This window comes from Gimesia fumaroli, assembly GCF_007754425.1.
Lineage (GTDB): Bacteria > Planctomycetota > Planctomycetia > Planctomycetales > Planctomycetaceae > Gimesia > Gimesia fumaroli.
The window spans coordinates 7,533,935-7,550,620 of sequence record NZ_CP037452.1 but is presented as its reverse complement, the minus strand read 5'-3'; the positions used below and the strand labels follow the sequence as shown (position 1 = coordinate 7,550,620).

Sequence of the window (16,686 nt, the reverse complement as noted above, 5' to 3'; positions counted from 1 at the left end):
TCCATCTCTGTCCCTGAACGGGCTAGACGAAACTGCCGCCACCTGTAACTATAATCTCAACCGCAAATCATCTTAAAATCAAATACTAAGTCTAATTCTAAAATAAGGGTGTGACAACTGTTTGGCACACCCTTTCATTTTATTAAAAATTTAATCGAGAATCTAAGACATCTAAATTTTAGCTTCAGACAGACGCAGAAGCTACTTCGTTTTTGATCACTGCAGCAAAGAAAAGAATGACATCACAAACTACTTCGAATGAGATGCTGGAATGATTCTTCTGGCCTGGGTAAGCTGAATGCTGATTTTAACCACAACAGTTTTCCCGTTTTCTATGATGAAGGTGTACTGTGCGCGTCGTTACTTTTGGTGAAGTGATGTTAAGGCTTGCCCCTCAAAACCATCTCAGAGTCAGACAGTCCATTCCAGGCAGTCTGGAGTCGACCTTTGGTGGGGGTGAACTAAATGTCGCGGTTTCTATTGCCTTTCAAGGTGGCACATCCGCATTTGTGACAGCCTCTCCTGATAATTCCATTACAGATTGCCTGATCCAGGAAATGGGGAAAACAGGCGTTGATGCCAGTCTGATTCATCGGAGTTCAGAGGGACGGTTCGGCATCTATTTCGTTGAAACGGGGGCCAATCAGCGAGGAGGAACAGTCACCTATGATCGTGAATTCAGTTCGATTGCTGTCGCGACTCCCGATTTATTTGACTGGGATCAGGTCTTTGAAGGAGCGACTTGGTTTCATATTACAGGCATTACTCCTGCCATCAGTCAATCGGCTGCTCAGTTATCACTGAAGGCACTACAGGAAGCACAGCAGCGGAATGTGACAGTGTCCTGTGATTTGAACTTTCGCAAGAAGCTCTGGAACTGGAAGGCAAATTCGAAACCGATAGATTTAGCCAGAGAGACGATGCAGTCTCTTGTGCCTTATGTTGATCTGGTGATCGCAAACGAAGAGGACGCAGATTTATCGTTGGGGATCAGAGCACCTGAGTCAGATGTAGAAGCGGGCGAATTGAATGTGGAAGGATATCGTTCCGTTGCAAAGCAGATAATAGAGCAATATCCGAATGTCAAACAGGTTGCCATTACGTTGCGCGAGAGTCTTTCTGCCAGCCATAATAACTGGGGAGCTATGTTATATGATCAGAGACAACAGCAGGCGGTATTTGCACCCTGCGACGCAGCAGGCAATTATGCCAGCTATCAGATTCGCAACATTGTTGATCGAGTCGGCGCGGGTGACTCTTTTGCCGGGGCATTAATTTATGCATTGAATACCCCGGAGCTTGCTGCACCGGAAACAGCCATTCGTTATGCGGTGGCCGCCAGTTGTTTGAAACACAGTATCCAGGGAGATTTTAACTACTCAACGCGTTCCGAAATTGAAGCGTTAATGTCTGGTGGTGGATCGGGGCGTGTGCAAAGATAGATAATCAGCAAGGTGGCTCTTTCTGAAAAGAGTTTCCTCACAACTTGAGTATGGAATTCATTGGACGGGCCGAAAACATACGGGAGGTGCGGGTAAGGATGAAGCGAGGATCAGGGCGCCGTACTCGACTGGAAACCCGATTGAATGTCCTTGAGACGCCGATGTTTTTGGTCGATGCGTCGCGAACAATTCTGTTCTTTAATCGAGGCTGTGAAAAAATTCTGGAGTGGTCAGCCGAGGATATTCTGGGACAGACTTGCGACTATGCAGTGGATGCCGATGCTGATGAATTTGAATCCGTCTGCAATTTATTATGCCCCCCTCCTGAAGTCTTCAAGGGGACCAGGGCCGAGGTCCCCCGTTACTTGCTTTCACAGAGCGGGAAAACATTTCCATGTATGATTCGATATAGCCCCTTACTTGATGAGCAGCAACAGACAAAGCTGGTTCTGGGGATTCTAGATCACATTGAAGAGCCTCATACTTTACCTGCCGCTTCTCCCTCTCAACAGTTACACGCTGAATTAGCGGCCCTGCGTCTGTCACTTCGAAATCGGTTTCGGTTTTCTACGGTAATTGCGAAAAATGAAGCAATGCAGCGCGTCCTGCGTCAAATGGAGTTGGCTATCAGGGCGTCGCAGCCGGTCCACTTCAGCGGTGAAACCGGCACTGGGAAAGAGCACCTCGCGCGAGTCATTCATTTTGAAAGCGAGCAGCGAAGAAAACTATTTGTCCCCCTGAATTGTGACGAACTACCACCCCGGGAGTTAAAACAGACCATAAAGAAAATCTTTCAAAGAGATTTTGAAGAAGCGATGCCGCTCGAACCGGGAGTGATTTTTTTGTCGCAGATTGAATCTTTGACACGTGATATCCAAGAGCTGATCTTGGAAAATCATCAGTCAACGACTCACAAAGAGAACATACGATTGATCACAGCCAGTTCGTATTCCTTATCAGATCTATTAGAACAGGAACGGATTCTGCCAGAATTTTTCTATCAGATCACAACAATGGAAATCGAAATCCCTCCTTTACGCGAGAGAAGAGAGGATCTCGAACTGTTGGCCCAACATTTTCTGGAAAATGAAAATCGATATCAACAGAAACAGGTGAGTGGTTTTGCGCCAGGCGTACTCTCTCTCTTTCTGGATTATTTCTGGCCTGCGAATCTGGATGAACTATCCAGAATTATTCAGGCTGCATTCCGGGCAACATCAGAAACGCTGATTACCCGTGAATCATTGCCATTACGATTTAACACAGGGATGGATGCACGGTCGCTGGGCCCTGCTTTATCTCCCACGATGCAAACTCTGGAAGAAAAACTCCGTCAGGTTGAAGAAGAACAAATCAATCACGCCTTGGCACTTTCAAAAAATAATCGCACGGAAGCAGCAAAACTGCTGGGATTGACCAGAGCAAAATTGTACCGCCGGATGGATGCACTTGACATTCGTATCGGCGAGGAGCCGGCTTCACCCCAAAAGGATGCCAAAAATGATTGAAAATAAGTATTTTGCGTAAAATAGTGGCAGAATCAGGTGGCTGTGAGGCAGCTGGCAACGAATTTGAGAATTGGGATTTGCGCAGAATCGAACATCATTACAATTCGCTCTTCTACAAAGCTTCTTTAGGAATCCGCCGTACAGGAGTAGTCGGTTGAAAATTCAGAGTCGAGCTCTTTTGAGTGTCCTCAATTCTATGGTTGTATTTATCATCCGGATGATATTTAAGACAACGCGTCTTGAATTTGTCGGAGACAGTCTAGAACGTTGTCCATTTGCTGATACCGGTGCTGAGCGTTTTTTATATAGTGTCTGGCATGATTCAGTCATCCCTCCTCTTTTTTGTGCGGTCGAACATAACAGTGTGGCATTGATCAGTCAGCATCGAGACGCTGACACAATCGAAGCGATGTTGAAGGCCGCCGGAATGGGAGCCATTCGTGGTTCCACGACTCGAGGAGGGGCCAGTGCGATCAAAAAGCTGATTACGCTGGCGGAGGGTAAGCACGTCGTCATTACTCCGGACGGTCCACGAGGTCCCCATCATAAAATGAAGTCAGGTATTGTTTTCCTTGCATCACATTCTGGAAGGCCAGTCATTCCAAATGCTTTTTCGGCATCCAGCTTCTGGAAATTTCAAGGCAGCTGGACGAGCATCTGGATTCCGAAGCCATTTTCGACAGTCTACTATCTGGTAGGGGAACCGATCTATGTTCCAGAAGAGATCTCCCGCGAAGAGATGAATTCCTACACAGATTTAGTCCAGGAGAAAATGGAAGAACTGGAACAACAGCTTGCTCAAATTGTTTCCGGAAAGCCAGTTCCCGAAACCATTCCTTTCCGAAAAGCGGCCTGAAGAGCAGGGAGAGATAATAGCGCTTCAAGTATTTTCTGCTTTTCTAATTGTTTCGAAGTGACAAAATTGCATTCGCTTACCCTGGCAGTATAACATGACGCATTGCTCGACATGATCTCATGCCTTGCTACTGCGCTCGTTCGAATTCGGTTTAAGCTCTATGTCACTCAAAGTTACTAATATTCGCTTACCGGTCGAGGTTCCTGAACAGGAACTGGCAATTCATATTGCGCAAACACTGGGGATTCCGACCGCAGACGTACAGAGTTTTCGAATCATCAGGAAAAGTCTGGATGCCCGATCGCGCCACGACTTACGTTTTGTTTATTCGGCAGAGGTCCAGGTTCCCGATGAATCAGGAATCCTGAGGAACTTTCGCGAAGATTCCTCAGTTCAAGCATATTCAGAAGTTGCGTTTCTGGATCCTGAGTTCGGTACTCAACCACTTGATGAACGCCCTGTCGTTGTTGGTTCAGGACCTGCCGGGTTGTTGGCCGGGTATTTTCTGGCACTCAAAGGCTACCGTCCTGTAATTATAGAACGGGGCTTTCCCGTCAAAGAACGTGTTCCCGAGATCCGACGCTTTGATAAAGGAGCAGATTTTCAAAGAGAAAATAACTACCTGTTTGGTGAAGGTGGCGCCGGCTGTTTCAGTGACGGTAAACTGACTTGTCGATTGAGCGGACCTGATGTGCAGTGGGTTCTGGAACGGTTTGTCGATTGTGGCGCACGGCCTTCAATCGTGTATGAGCATCGTCCTCATTTAGGGAGTAATAAGCTTCCGATGATCTGCCGAAATTTTCGGCGGAAGATTGATGCATTAGGTGGGGAATTCCGATTCGAATGCCGCCTGGAGGGTGTTGATGTTGGTAACGGACAGGTGCAAGGCGTCATGACGTCTTCCGGATATCTCAAAACATCTCAAGTGATTCTGGGAATTGGTCATAGTGCCCGTGATACGTATCAGATGCTTTACGAACTGGGGGTTCCCATGTTTCGTAAGGCGTTTCAGCTGGGGTTGAGAATCGAACAACCTCAAGAGCAGGTAAACAGTCACAAATACGGCCGTGATGAATACCTTTCACTGCTGGGCGCTGCAGATTATACGATGATCACTAAAGGCAAACGCGATCTTTATACCTTCTGTATGTGTGCCGGGGGGATTGTGATGCCCAGTATCTCGGAACCGAATATGTTCTGCACGAATGGCATGAGCAATTCCCGGCATGATACCGGATTTGCGAATAGTGGCATTATGACGACGATCTATCCCGAGGAATTTGGAAGTGAGCATCCTCTGGCGGGAGTCGAACTTCAACGAAAGTACGAAGCAATTGCGTTCGAGTTAGGTGAGAAAAATTATTACTGCCCCATTCAGCGTCCTGCTGATTTTCTGAACAACCGAAAAACCGATTCAGGATTTCAATATCAGGGGACATATCAGCGTGGTGTTGTCGCTTCAAACCTCAATCAGGTCCTGCCACCGGTCGTGATTTCACAGATACAAAACGGCTTACCGATAATGAATCAGAAATGGCAGGGGGCATTTTTAGAAAATGCCGTTTTAGTTGGTCCTGAAATGCGTGGCAGTTCTCCAATCCGCATTGATCGCGACCGGCAAACCTATCAGACTCCAGGTTTTCGCGGTTTATATCCTGTCGGCGAGGGAGCAGGCTATGCGGGCGGGATTGTATCAGCGGCCGTTGATGGTCTGCTCAGCGCTAAAAAGCTGGTGGAGGAATTTTCACCGCTGGGGGCTGCGACAGTTTAAGTGTGTGCGAATCAGTCTCCGTCAATGATCTTGTTGATAGAGAGATCAATGGCTTTCAGATATTCATCCAGCTTCTCAAAAACCTCTTGAGTAAAGTGATCGCATTTCAGCAACTCGGCAACCTGATTGCGCACGCTGATGTCTTCCACACGTCGTTTCTCAACTCCTTCTGGTACCTCACGGACCAGGCGGATTAATTGTTCGTTCGTGGGAATAAAACCTAATTCCAGATGCTCAATCAATTCCGAGGCTAGTCGCTCCGTATCGGAGAACATTTCCCGTAAAGTGAGTTGGCTTGGAGCGCGTTTCACAATTCTTCTCTCCCTTCCAAAAGATCAATGAATATTGATATTAGACAGGCTCTTTCGAGAGAGAATCAAGTGTATTTTTCATTCAACTTACATTAAGATTGAACCAGCTTTCGTTTGTGTTCAAATAGGCGCTGGACAAAGAACTGAATGTGCTCCGCTTCGTTAGACCAGGCTGGCGACGTGAGACCAGATTTCGTTTCCGATCTCCTCAATCGACCGTAGCTGTCCTTCTTGTAGACTGTCAATTTTTTGCCATTGCTGATTTTGTTCAGCCAGTTGAAGATAAACTTGTCTGACGTTTGCCAGATAAGACTGGTCGGCTTCCTGCAGGTCGGCGACCTTATCGGTATAGGAGCGAGCCTGTTTTTCTGCGACGAGTTTTTGTGCATGGTCGGCAGGCAAATCCAACAAAACCGTCAGGTCCAACTGAGGCATATTGTAAATTTCATATTCAATCTGCTCGATCCATCGAATGAATTCAGTTCGCTCATCTCCGGAAAGTTTTGCTCCCTGATGCGCGATATTGGAAGAAATATAGCGATCAAAAATCACAATCTGATTTGATTTGATCATTTCAAGAATATGATCGCGAGATTCAAAACGATCTCCTGCATAAAGCAGAGACGCTAGAAATGAGTGGACTTCATCAAGAGCGCCGAAGCGTCCATTCAGGAAATCGCCGATCGACTTTCCGAATAATGTCTGGTCGTAGCGGGGGAAACCGATCAGGCTTGAAGCCATTCCTTCTGCCTCGCATCTGGCATGAAGCCGGCTCGCTTGTGTTCCTTTACCTGATCCGTCAATGCCTTCAATCGCAATTAATACAGCCACGCAAACGCTTTCTCTGTAACTTGGGTGATTTTGATATTGCTTCAACTGATTCGGGATCAACGGTGATCAAAATCAGTTTCAGATCTGTTGTGGTGAAAGCCGGTTTGCTTCAAGATATTCACGGTGATCTTGCAACCCGCGCACTGCCACAAAATTTCCCAGGTCCGCTTTTGAACCACGACAGAGGACCGGAGCATACCAGCGGTCCGTTCCTCGAACCCAACCGGGGCGCTCATCACATTCGCGTTCGACCAAAACTTCCAGATCACGATCAATCAAAGTACGATAGAAATTTTGTGCTAATTGCCGTTCGAGACCAGCCAGTTGCAGGCAGCGTTCCTGACGAATTTCCGGAGAGACCTGATTTTCGTAAGTCGCCGCGGGAGTCCCTTTACGGGCACTGAATGGGAAAACATGAATTTTCATGAACGCGGCTTCTTCGCAGGCACGCAGCGTCTCATCAAATTCAGCATCTGTCTCACCGGGGAACCCAACGATGACGTCTGTCGTAAATGACGGATGGTCCAGTCGTTCCCGCATCATCTGCAGTTTTTCCAGAAATCGACTGACATAATAGCGGCGTTTCATTCGTCGTAAGACCGTATCTGATCCACTTTGGAGTGAAGGATGAAACTGGGGGCAAAGGTGCTCGCAATCAGCGGCGGCTGAAATAAAATCGTCATTGATCTCTGCGGTCTCGACACTGGAGAGCCGCATTCGCCAGTCGCCGGGAATTTGATCCAGCTTCCGAAACAGGTGCCAGAGTCGGAAGGGAGGCCTTCCGGATTTACCACGTGTCGTATCCACACCAAAATGGCCGACATGAATTCCCGTGAGCACGATTTCCTTAAAGCCGTTTCCAACCAGGCGGCGCACTTCTTCTTCGATATCTTCTGGTGAACGACTTTGTAAGCCAGGACGTACCTGCGGAATGATACAGTAGGTACAACGCAAGATACAGCCATCCTGCACTTTCACGTACGCTCGCTTGCGCCCTTCGAATTCAGAAATCCCAGTGGGCATATCCACGATTCCGTGCCGCTCCAGAATATCAGGCAGTTCCCTTTTATCGGTCACTACTTCAAATACGCTGGGCAATTCAGAAACCGTTTTCGGGTCGCGCGTGGCATAGCAGCCCATCACGAGAATTTTTGTTCCGGGATTGTTCTTCGAGAGTTGACGAATCAGCTTGCGGCCTTTCGAATCACCTGTTGCTGTGACCGTACAGGTATTGACGACGCAGAGATCTGCGGTTTCCGTCTCAGTCGCCTCACGATAGCCGTTTTTTTCCAGCGCTTCTTTCACGAGCTGAGTTTCGTACTGATTGACCTTACAGCCAAGTGTTACCAGTTGGCATGTTTTATCAGTTTTGGGAGATTCGAGTTTGCTGGGCGTCATGGTATTTGAGCTAATATTCTAAACAGTGAAGAGTTTAACCCTGTTTTAAAGCAGAACAAAAGTGGGGAATCCACTGCCTTAAATTATAGGGATACTTTCAGGATGCACTATCTGAAAGGAATTTCCAGTATTCGATCTGGAAATCAATCGAGACAAGTCGCATAGTATAAACAGAGTCAAACCAGACTTCGAGCGGCAGAAACAGATTGTCTGCTTCGTTTTTTACTACATTTAAACGCCTGCTGCAAAAGCGTTATAAAAGGCCCGCTATGTTACTGAATTGCCTGAAGCGTAAATCATTTACAAATAGTATGTTATGGCTTGTGGTGTTGTCGGTCTTGTTGACGACGATCCAACCCGGGTATTCTGAAATTCCTCCCACTGTACAGGAGAAGCCAGCCTATCAGAATGCAGTCGTTGCCGCAGATCACCCTTTAGCTAGTGCCGCCGGAGTGACCATCTTGAAAGCAGGCGGCAATGTTGTGGATGCGGCCGTTGCAACTTCCTTCGCACTTTCCGTCCTCAGGCCAGCCAGTTGTGGTTTGGGAGGCGGAGGTTTTATGGTGATCTGGGATGCAGAACAGCAGAAATCAACCGTTATTGATTACCGGGAACGTGCGCCAGTTGATGCGACTCCAGAAATGTATGCCAACTTGCCAGGCACTGAGAAGCAGCGCCAGCTTGCCAGTCGTCAGGGACCGTTGGCAGTTGCTGTCCCCTGCACCGTAGCCGGATTGTGCTACGCTGTGAAAGAATATGGGACACTGGATCTGAAAACGGTGATGCAGCCGGCGATTCTGATGGCCCGTAGAGGCGTGCCCATCAATGGGCATATGCGGTCAGTGCAAAGCGCGATGCTAAAGCGAATTAAAAATGGGACGATGGATCCGGAGCGATTTCAGGCACTGGTTGACGAGTATTTGAACCATGGGAAGCCCTGGAGTGAGAAAGACCATTTTTTCAGCCCTCAATTGAAAGCACTGGAATTAATTGCTGAAAAAGGCCACGCTGGTTTTTACGAAGGGCCGGTTGCCGACGCCATTATCGCGACATGCGGCAAAAAGAGTGGCGGTATTCTGACTCACAAAGATTTGGTTGAGACGCAACCCGTGATCCGAAAGCCGCTCTCTACGACTTTCAACGGATACACGATTTTCACGATGCCACCCCCTTCCAGTGGAGGTATCGCGATTATTGAATCGTTCAACATGATTCATTCCCTGGAAAACCAACTCTTGAACCAGCCTTTCGGGAAACTGGAATATCACTCGCCTCAGCAGATCCATCTATTAGTTGAAGTCATGAAACACGCGTTTGCAGACCGCGCTGAATATCTGGGGGATGCGGATTTCGTTCCTGTTCCCATTCAAAGGCTAACAGATAAGAAATATGCAGATCAGTTGGCTTCACGGATTGATGCAAAGAAAACAAAATCACTGAAAGAGTACGGGCGTTATCTGCCGCCCCATGATGCAGGGACCAGCCATTTTTCAGTGATGGATTCCGCGGGTAATGCCGTCGCTTGTACTGAAACCATTAATCTTACATTTGGCAGTTATGTTGTGGTCCCGCAATATGGGATTGTACTGAACAACGAAATGGATGATTTTGCAGCTATTTCAGGGAAGCCGAATGCTTTTGGTCTGATCCAAGGAAAAGCAAATGAAATTGAGCCCGGCAAAAAACCACTTTCCAGCATGTCGCCAACGATTGCTGTTAAAGATGGAAAGGCTGTTTTTTCTGCAGGCGCTTCGGGTGGCCCCAGAATCATTTCCAGTACGCTACAGGTATTACTCAACATGATTGTATTTGGAATGAATCCGGAGCAGGCCGTCGAGTCTCCAAGGCTCCACCATCAATGGGTGCCAGAGGATCTACTGATTGAAAACAAATTATTTGAACAGGTGGGCGAGAAACTGAAGCAGTTGGGACACGTGACGAAAAAGAGTTCCGGTCTGGCGGCGAGTCAAGCTGTTTCCCGGCAACCAGATGGTTTACGCGGTCACAGTGATTCCCGCAAACATGGTGTTGCAGCCGGCTATTAACGGGCGTTCTTGGTGTCAATGAAGAAATGCATTGGCAAGGAACGATTATTCCTTGTCAGTCAGTTTCTGTTCAATACCCGTTTGTGTTTCAGAAATCAGTTGTTTGACAACATCGGATTCTTCTGTATCCACCTGATTTTTCAGTGCTTCGATAGATTTCTGTGTCCCGATCGCTTGCATGATTTTGCAGGCCTCAATTCGCATTGAAGGATCGGGATGGCCCAAAAGTTCAATGACTGGTTTTTCTGCAATTTGGCCCAGAATCTTGAGTGCCCTGCGAGCATCTTTCAAGTCTGCACGATTCGATAAGCGACCGATGAGCACTTCTGCAGTGGTCTCTGAATGAATTGTGGGCAGGAGACCAATAATTTCTTTGCGTACCAGAATTAATTTTTCATCTTCCAACAGTGTGGCAAATGCTCTTATTGCTTCATCGGTCTGCCAGACGGCCATGGCGTTCACATGTTCTTTCATGCGGAAGCCTTCTTTGGCTAGAGGTAACGTCTCTGCCAGTACGGAAGAAACACGCTGAAGATGATTGCTGTCAGGCTTCATGCTGGCCAGTTGTTTGCAGGCAGTGTCGTGGGCAAAAGAGCTGGAGCCTGCAATCACGCGCAGCGCCCAGTCAATGGTCTCTTCGTCGGGACGTGGTTTTAAGTCCCGATCGTTCATTTCCTTGCCAGATGTTTTGACTTTTGGCTCCGGTTGTTTCATCGCTGGCTTGGCGGGAGCCGCATCTTCAATCGATTTCATTGTGTTTGAGTTCGCTGATACTTTTACAGGAGAGTCTTCCTGCGTGGCATCTACCGGGTTTCTGACGGCCAGGGAGTTCAGTTCTTTCAGTTGCGTATCAATGGTAATGATCCTGTTTTGCAAATCGATTTCTTTCACCTTGCCCCACTTGAGGTTCTGAGCAAAGGCAAACAGGTCTGCAGGAACGGGACGCACGACAAGGACCAGTTGCTTATCGAGCACAAAATGCTCAACATTGTCTTTTCTGGCGGAAGCTGTTGTGGGATCCTGTTTCTGTAATTCAGTAGTAACCGGTTTCGAAAGTGTGGAGCGCAGCGTCTGCTGCAGGACCGGTAGCGCCATTGCTTCGTTGCCAGTGACTCCCCGTACGATGATTGCGACTCCGGGATTTTTACTATCCAGAGTTTTTTTTCTTGTTTCGCTGATTAGATTTGATGCATCTGGAGCAGGCGTCGCTATTGGTTTCGGCTTCTTCTCAGAATTCCCTTTTGGGACTGCTGGTGTCTCAGTCGTCGAGGGGTTAGTTTCCGGATTCCTTGTTTGTGACATCTGAGTGGAGCGAGTTCGTGACGGCGTAGTATTATTATCAGCAGGCGCAAATGGGTTTGAATTTGCGCGTCGAGGACTGGTATCTGATCCACCACATGCGGATAGAGTCGCTGTGATTACGAACAGGAGCAGGACAGACACTGAATTACGAATCAGGACCAACATAGGAGTTCGGTTCTATGAATATCAAAAGGCAATAGAGTACAAACGTTGGAACGCAACAAATTGTACTCAATACATGGAGGAACGGAGGCAAGTATTTTTGAATGTCTGGTCAAATACACAGATTGCTGGCACGCAATCCTGACTTTTAGAATCCAGATGTATATAGAATACTTCTGTTTCTAGCTATATGCAAGACCTTGCATGTTCTCTATTTTGCCAATTTGCGCCATTTGGTGTTAAAACCGGCGTTATCCCCAATATTGTGCCATTTTTGCTCTGAGAAAAGTCACACTTTCCTGAAGTTCTTCCATCCCGTTCACGCCATCCTCGATGCTGATCCAGCTGTCAAAGCCGACTTTTTTCAGTTCAGAGAAGATGGTGTCGTAGTCATTCAGCCCTTTTCCGATCACCCCATGGCTGAGTCGGCTAGCATAGCCGAGACTGTTTTCTTCTTTGCGTAAATCCTCAATGGTGCCTTCAATCAGGTAGCGATCACTGGCATGCATGGTCACGACACGATCTTTAATTCGCGCCAATAATTCCAAAGGATCTTCGCCTGCCAGAATCGTATTACTGGGATCATAGTTGACTCCGAACCAGGGCGAATCGATTCGTGAGACAAGGTCACAAAAAACGTCTGCCATCTGAGCAAATTCCGGGTAATCCCAGTAGTTGTCTTTGTAATGGTTTTCGATAATCAGAGTGATTCCCAGCTTTTCAGCCAGGGGGAGGCAAGCTTCAATCGAGGAAACCGTGTACTGGATTCCTTCTTCTCGAGAGACTTCGGGCCGTCTTTGACCTGAGAGGACGCGACAGTATTTTCCCCCCAGAGCAGCGGTCATTTCCATCCAGAATTTTTCATGTTCGATTTGCTCGTTACGAAACGCTTCATCCGGGTGTGTGAAGTCGGGAGAACAACACATCATGGGAATTTCGAGCCCCTGGTCGGTGGCCATTTTTTTGGCTTCCGGCCAAAAGTTCTTGTCCTTCATTTCCAGGAAGCCGGCATAAAATTCCAACCCATCAATGTCCAGAGTTGCAGCCAGATCAATCCACTGTCGCAGTGTCATCTCGCCGGAAAGGCATAATTCATCCATAAAGGCTTTGGGAAATGCAGCTAGTTTTGGCATGGAATGTTCCATCAAGTCAGAATTAAAGTATGATCGGGTGAATCAGTGATGTCATTTGAAAATGCAGTCAGAGACTGCCTGTGTTACGGAGTGAGTACCGCTTTGACAATTTCGCCGGAATGCATGGTTTCGAAGGCAGTGTGCCATTCATTCAAAGACCAGGTTCCACCAATGATGGGTTCTATATTCAACTGGCCCGTTGTCAGCAATCGAATCACACGTTCCCAGATTGGCCAGTTATGGCTGAAGCTGCCTTGGAGACGGATGTTTTTTTGTACCAGTGGATCTAGAGAAAAGCCCAGTGGTTGAGGCCCCCAGCCAACTTTACTGATCCAGCCTCCCGGGCGCACAATCTCCAGCGACTTTTTCAAGGTCACCGAAACGCCGGCTGCATCCACTACGCCATTGACGCCCAGTCCATCGACTTCCTGAACCCAGTCATCAAGTCCTTCGACAATCGGCTGACAGCCGTAATATTGCTCGGCAATTTCCAAGCGGCCTTTGTCTCGTTCCAGGCCGACGACAGCGACTTCAGCCCCCTGCAAGCGAGCCATGGCTGCACAAAGTAACCCGATGGGACCAGGCCCAAAGACCACAATTCGATCTCCCGGTTGGATGACTCCATTCATCACAACCGCGTTATAGGCAACGCAGCAAGGTTCAGTAAGTGCCGCTTTTTCCAATGGCAGGCTGTCAGGTACACGATGCAGGCAGCGTGCAGGAACGCGTACAAACTGAGTCATTGCGCCATTGACGCCGTATCCAAACCCTTTTCGGGTGGGATCCAGATTATAGCGTCCTTCACGTGACATCGGGTTATCTGGATCGATGATGGCCGCCGTCTCACTGACAACGCGATCTCCTGTAGACCAGTTTTTAACCAAATTTCCTGTCTTGGAGATCGTCCCGGCAAATTCGTGTCCCAATACAACGGGATAATTCACAGGCCAACTATGGTCTGCCGTCCATTGATGAAGGTCACTGCCGCAAACTCCCACAGCAGAAACTTCAAGCAGTACTTCATCAGGCCCGATTTCAGGAACCGGAATATCCTGAAGTTCGACAGAATTTGCTTCCGGTGCATAATTCACAACTGCGGTTTGTATTGATTCAGCCGAACTCATTTTTGACCTCCGATCGCAACATCACCATAAGCATGTACTTTCTCACAAATCATTCTCAGCGAGTCTTCCAGATTCCCGCTCGCTGTTTTGAATGAGTCGGCGTCGATTGTCAACGGTGCTCCGAGGACGACAAGTGGTGCTCCATATTCGGGAGTCCGAATCGCCTGCTCTAACGAAAGTCCGCCGACCGCCTGAACGGGAATCTTGACGGCTTCGACAACATCCCTTAATTGATCCAACGGGCTGGGCATTCGCTCTCCTCGTGCGGCAATTCCTCGACGTTCATCATAACCGACATGATGAATCACATAGTCGCAGCCCAGGTCTTCGAGTTTTTTCGCGGCGGAGACCATGTCGTCGGCCAAGTTATCTCCCATCACTTCGACGCCGTGATCTTTTCCTGCTTTGACAACACAGTGAATTGTTTCTTCATGTGCTCGTGACATGACTACAACATGAGTAGCACCTGCCTTGGCCATCATCTCAGCCTCGAGATAGCCTCCATCCATTGTTTTCAGATCTGCGACAATAGGTGTTTCCGGAAACTGTTTGCGAAGCTCCCGCACGCAGTTCAAGCCTTCTGCCAGAATCAGGGGAGTACCCGCCTCCAGCCAGTCAACACCCGCGCGCATGGCCATTGCCGCTGTTTCCAGAGCTTCTTCAATATTGGTCAGATCTAATGAGATTTGTACGATCGGTTTCATGAAACCTGTTTCACTTTCTATTTGACTGATAATCGATGCTGGACAGGACTGGTTTTGTTCATCGGTGCCAAACGTTCGAGAACAATCGTCTCTTCATCCTAGCGTAAGATTTCTGGAATTGCGACAGCATGAGTGGCCTTGTCCTGAAACAGATTGACAGTCTCTGGTGCTTGGTCAAGTCGTCCATCGGGTTTACGAAATACCTTAGTATTGCGATTCGGAGTGTGTTCTTGTGTATACTTTTTCTGGTGTTGTGAATCGTTGAGTAAGGGTAGTCTTCGTAATCATTAAAGTTTGACAGGAAACTGAGGGGTGGTGTTGAATTTGCCGGTTTTGAGGTAAATTCTGGTCCGTCAGAATCCGATTCGATTAATGACGCGCTGCGTAGCACGATCAATTCGTTTGAGTGAAGCTGGATGATTGTAGGACAGCCGGAAATGCCTTCTGAATTATTGGATGACTATCAAGTTCAAAATAATCTGCACGAACCCCATTCTTCTCTGGGATTTCGGGCGCTGTTCATTCTGATGGCTGCCCTTGTAGGCGGGATCGGTTGCGCTCAATGGGTAAAGGGCATTCGCATTGATACCTATGTCGGTTCACTGCAGGCTCCCAAAGCCATCATTACCGCGAAAAATGACGCCGTCATTCAGGACATTCATGTGGATGAAGGGCAGACGGTTTCCGGCGATGAGGTCATTGTGACTCTGTTTGATCAATCTCTGGATAAAAGCTGGAAAGCAAAACAACAGGAATTGGTGGCCCTCGAAGCAGAGCTCAAGCAGTCGAAAGCAAAATCAGAAGTCGAACTGGCACTACGAAATAAAGAAATCGAATCGGAAGTCTTCAACGCGAAGTTGAAGTCTTCACAGTACTTGAAAGAACAGTACATCCACCAGATTACGAATCTGGCATGGCAGGATTTTCTTCAGGACTATGATTCCATTTCCAGTACTGGCTCCAATGAAGAAGTGTTTCGTTCTCTGGTTTATGAGAGCCGCCTTCCCGATGAAAATCGGATTACAGCAATGTTACGGCAGGAATCGGCTCGTAATTCTGCGGAAGTGTTTGCTGCACGTGTCAAACTCTGTGAAGAGCAGATGGCAGAACTGAAGGCGATTCAGAAAAAGCTACCGAATCAAATTCGACTCGCGATGGGGGTCGAAGTGATTATGAATCGCTTGGACCAGGTGAAGAGTGAACTCAAACAACTGGAGTCACAGCGCGAAGGGTTGCAGTTGAAGGCCGGACGCTACGGCATGGTCGGAAATTTCGAGCACGAAATTGGTGATCCCATTCAAAAAGGGACTCCGATTGTAGAACTGTTCGATAAAGAGCATCCCTATCTGATTGTGGAGGTTCCCTCTCGGAAGATCAGCTTGTTTGATGAGGGAACGGAAGTCAAAATCGCCTTTTCGGGAAATACAAAAGGAAAAGGCATCGTTCACAAAATCTCAGAGCAGGCGATTCAAAAGCCAGGTTTGAGTGAGACCATGATTCTAGTGTACGTCGAGCCCGCCGGGCGCCTCTGGCCCGATCTGCCTATTGGGACTACAGTCGATATCTCGTTAGAAAAATAAAGAGACACAGGGCTGAAAGCCGTTCTCATCCAGAGAGTGAGTGAAATTCTAACTCCAAGAACGGTTTGACCTTCCGTCATTAATGATCTTTGTTGCCAAATTTCGGCTTGAAATGAGTGTGATTTAGGTACAATATTTGTCGATTCTGGTGATTAATTTCAGGAGTGGTCTTCACCAGAGACCTGATTTACTCTCTCACTTTCTTAGGGATTTCTGTCCCAGAGAACGTTTTCCAAGAGTGCATTCAGGCTTGTTCTTTAACAAATTGGGTCGTGCGGCTGCAGGAAGCTGGTTCGCCGAGCTTCATTCTCAAAATTTTAGTGAGGAGCGGACCGTTGGGTATTTCAGCTACAATTTCTTTTTCAGCACAAGATGCAAACAGACCTTCGGTCGATGTGATTGAGGAGATGCGGCTGCGCACCTGGGCAAGAAAGAACTACATCCAAGAATCGCAGCGCGATGACCTCTGGCATCCTGTCATTTTAGATGAGATGTTGCGCATTGATCAGGAGTAATTCT

General features: G+C 47.8%; 14 protein-coding genes. 7 read left to right on the top strand and 7 right to left on the bottom strand.

All coding sequences use genetic code 11. From position 1 onward, the window contains the following. Positions 1-350: 350 nt before the first annotated feature. The 4 genes from Enr17x_RS28695 (at position 351) to Enr17x_RS28680 (ending at position 5,577) form a co-directional block, all read left to right on the top strand. A complete protein-coding gene (locus tag Enr17x_RS28695; RefSeq protein ID WP_145313738.1) occupies positions 351-1,442 on the top strand; it encodes a sugar kinase in 1,092 nt (363 codons plus the stop codon). Between the two features lie 98 nt (positions 1,443-1,540). Then, positions 1,541-2,950, top strand: a complete 1,410-nt coding sequence (locus Enr17x_RS28690; RefSeq protein WP_198000854.1) for a sigma 54-interacting transcriptional regulator — start codon at positions 1,541-1,543, stop codon at positions 2,948-2,950. Between the two features lie 196 nt (positions 2,951-3,146). After that, positions 3,147-3,806 (top strand): lysophospholipid acyltransferase family protein, encoded by a 660-nt coding sequence (locus Enr17x_RS28685; protein ID WP_145313734.1) that lies wholly within the window; start codon positions 3,147-3,149, stop codon positions 3,804-3,806. 160 nt (positions 3,807-3,966) lie between these two features. Next, a complete protein-coding gene (locus Enr17x_RS28680) occupies positions 3,967-5,577 on the top strand; it encodes an NAD(P)/FAD-dependent oxidoreductase (protein WP_145313732.1) in 1,611 nt (536 codons plus the stop codon). An 11-nt stretch (positions 5,578-5,588) separates the two neighbouring features. Here the strand turns inward: Enr17x_RS28680 and Enr17x_RS28675 are convergent, their stop codons facing one another. The 3 genes from Enr17x_RS28675 to mtaB form a co-directional block, all read right to left on the bottom strand. Further along, positions 5,589-5,888 (bottom strand): hypothetical protein, encoded by a 300-nt coding sequence (locus Enr17x_RS28675; RefSeq protein ID WP_145313730.1) that lies wholly within the window; start codon positions 5,886-5,888, stop codon positions 5,589-5,591. Positions 5,889-6,050: 162 nt separating this feature from the next. Then, on the bottom strand, positions 6,051-6,719 hold the full coding sequence (gene tmk / locus Enr17x_RS28670; RefSeq protein ID WP_145313728.1) for a dTMP kinase: 669 nt from the start codon (positions 6,717-6,719) through the stop codon (positions 6,051-6,053). 78 nt (positions 6,720-6,797) lie between these two features. Further along, positions 6,798-8,117: a tRNA (N(6)-L-threonylcarbamoyladenosine(37)-C(2))-methylthiotransferase MtaB gene (mtaB, locus tag Enr17x_RS28665; RefSeq protein WP_145313726.1), complete on the bottom strand. Its 1,320-nt coding sequence runs from the start codon at positions 8,115-8,117 to the stop codon at positions 6,798-6,800. A gap of 269 nt (positions 8,118-8,386) precedes the next feature. Between mtaB and ggt the strand changes: the two genes are divergently transcribed. Then, positions 8,387-10,162: a gamma-glutamyltransferase gene (gene ggt, locus Enr17x_RS28660; RefSeq protein ID WP_145313724.1), complete on the top strand. Its 1,776-nt coding sequence runs from the start codon at positions 8,387-8,389 to the stop codon at positions 10,160-10,162. A 45-nt stretch (positions 10,163-10,207) separates the two neighbouring features. On the opposite strand, the gene Enr17x_RS28655 is transcribed toward ggt, so the two are convergent. The 4 genes from Enr17x_RS28655 to Enr17x_RS28640 all read right to left on the bottom strand — a co-directional run bounded on the left by Enr17x_RS28655 (position 10,208) and on the right by Enr17x_RS28640 (position 14,587). Next, positions 10,208-11,464 (bottom strand): HEAT repeat domain-containing protein, encoded by a 1,257-nt coding sequence (locus Enr17x_RS28655; RefSeq protein ID WP_198000853.1) that lies wholly within the window; start codon positions 11,462-11,464, stop codon positions 10,208-10,210. Between the two features lie 413 nt (positions 11,465-11,877). Continuing rightward, positions 11,878-12,759, bottom strand: coding sequence for a sugar phosphate isomerase/epimerase family protein (locus Enr17x_RS28650; RefSeq protein ID WP_145313720.1), 882 nt, complete (start codon positions 12,757-12,759; stop codon positions 11,878-11,880). Between the two features lie 83 nt (positions 12,760-12,842). Beyond that, a complete protein-coding gene (locus Enr17x_RS28645) occupies positions 12,843-13,883 on the bottom strand; it encodes a zinc-binding dehydrogenase (RefSeq protein ID WP_145313717.1) in 1,041 nt (346 codons plus the stop codon). After that, entirely contained in the window at positions 13,880-14,587 is a 708-nt protein-coding gene (locus Enr17x_RS28640; protein ID WP_145313715.1) for an orotidine 5'-phosphate decarboxylase / HUMPS family protein, read from the bottom strand. The genes Enr17x_RS28645 and Enr17x_RS28640 overlap by 4 nt, the downstream gene beginning before the upstream one ends. Before the next feature lie 416 nt (positions 14,588-15,003). On the opposite strand from Enr17x_RS28640, the gene Enr17x_RS28635 reads away from it, so the two are divergent. Together Enr17x_RS28635 and Enr17x_RS28630 are read left to right on the top strand one after the other, a co-directional pair. Beyond that, positions 15,004-16,167, top strand: a complete 1,164-nt coding sequence (locus tag Enr17x_RS28635) for an HlyD family secretion protein (protein WP_145313713.1) — start codon at positions 15,004-15,006, stop codon at positions 16,165-16,167. Between the two features lie 335 nt (positions 16,168-16,502). Then, positions 16,503-16,682, top strand: coding sequence for a hypothetical protein (locus tag Enr17x_RS28630; RefSeq protein ID WP_145313711.1), 180 nt, complete (start codon positions 16,503-16,505; stop codon positions 16,680-16,682). The last annotated feature ends 4 nt before the right edge of the window (positions 16,683-16,686 follow it).

What these genes read in the sequence shown, in the direction of transcription:
- mtaB (WP_145313726.1), bottom strand. Translation starts at nt 8,117, where the DNA reads ATGACGCCCAGCAAACTCGAATCTCCCAAAACTGATAAAACATGCCAA.
- ggt (WP_145313724.1), top strand. Translation starts at nt 8,387, where the DNA reads ATGTTACTGAATTGCCTGAAGCGTAAATCATTTACAAATAGTATGTTA.
- Enr17x_RS28655 (WP_198000853.1), bottom strand. Translation starts at nt 11,464, where the DNA reads ATGTCACAAACAAGGAATCCGGAAACTAACCCCTCGACGACTGAGACA.
- Enr17x_RS28685 (WP_145313734.1), top strand. Translation starts at nt 3,147, where the DNA reads ATGGTTGTATTTATCATCCGGATGATATTTAAGACAACGCGTCTTGAA.
- Enr17x_RS28640 (WP_145313715.1), bottom strand. Translation starts at nt 14,587, where the DNA reads ATGAAACCGATCGTACAAATCTCATTAGATCTGACCAATATTGAAGAA.
- Enr17x_RS28645 (WP_145313717.1), bottom strand. Translation starts at nt 13,883, where the DNA reads ATGAGTTCGGCTGAATCAATACAAACCGCAGTTGTGAATTATGCACCG.
- Enr17x_RS28680 (WP_145313732.1), top strand. Translation starts at nt 3,967, where the DNA reads ATGTCACTCAAAGTTACTAATATTCGCTTACCGGTCGAGGTTCCTGAA.
- Enr17x_RS28635 (WP_145313713.1), top strand. Translation starts at nt 15,004, where the DNA reads ATGATTGTAGGACAGCCGGAAATGCCTTCTGAATTATTGGATGACTAT.
- Enr17x_RS28650 (WP_145313720.1), bottom strand. Translation starts at nt 12,759, where the DNA reads ATGCCAAAACTAGCTGCATTTCCCAAAGCCTTTATGGATGAATTATGC.
- Enr17x_RS28690 (WP_198000854.1), top strand. Translation starts at nt 1,541, where the DNA reads ATGAAGCGAGGATCAGGGCGCCGTACTCGACTGGAAACCCGATTGAAT.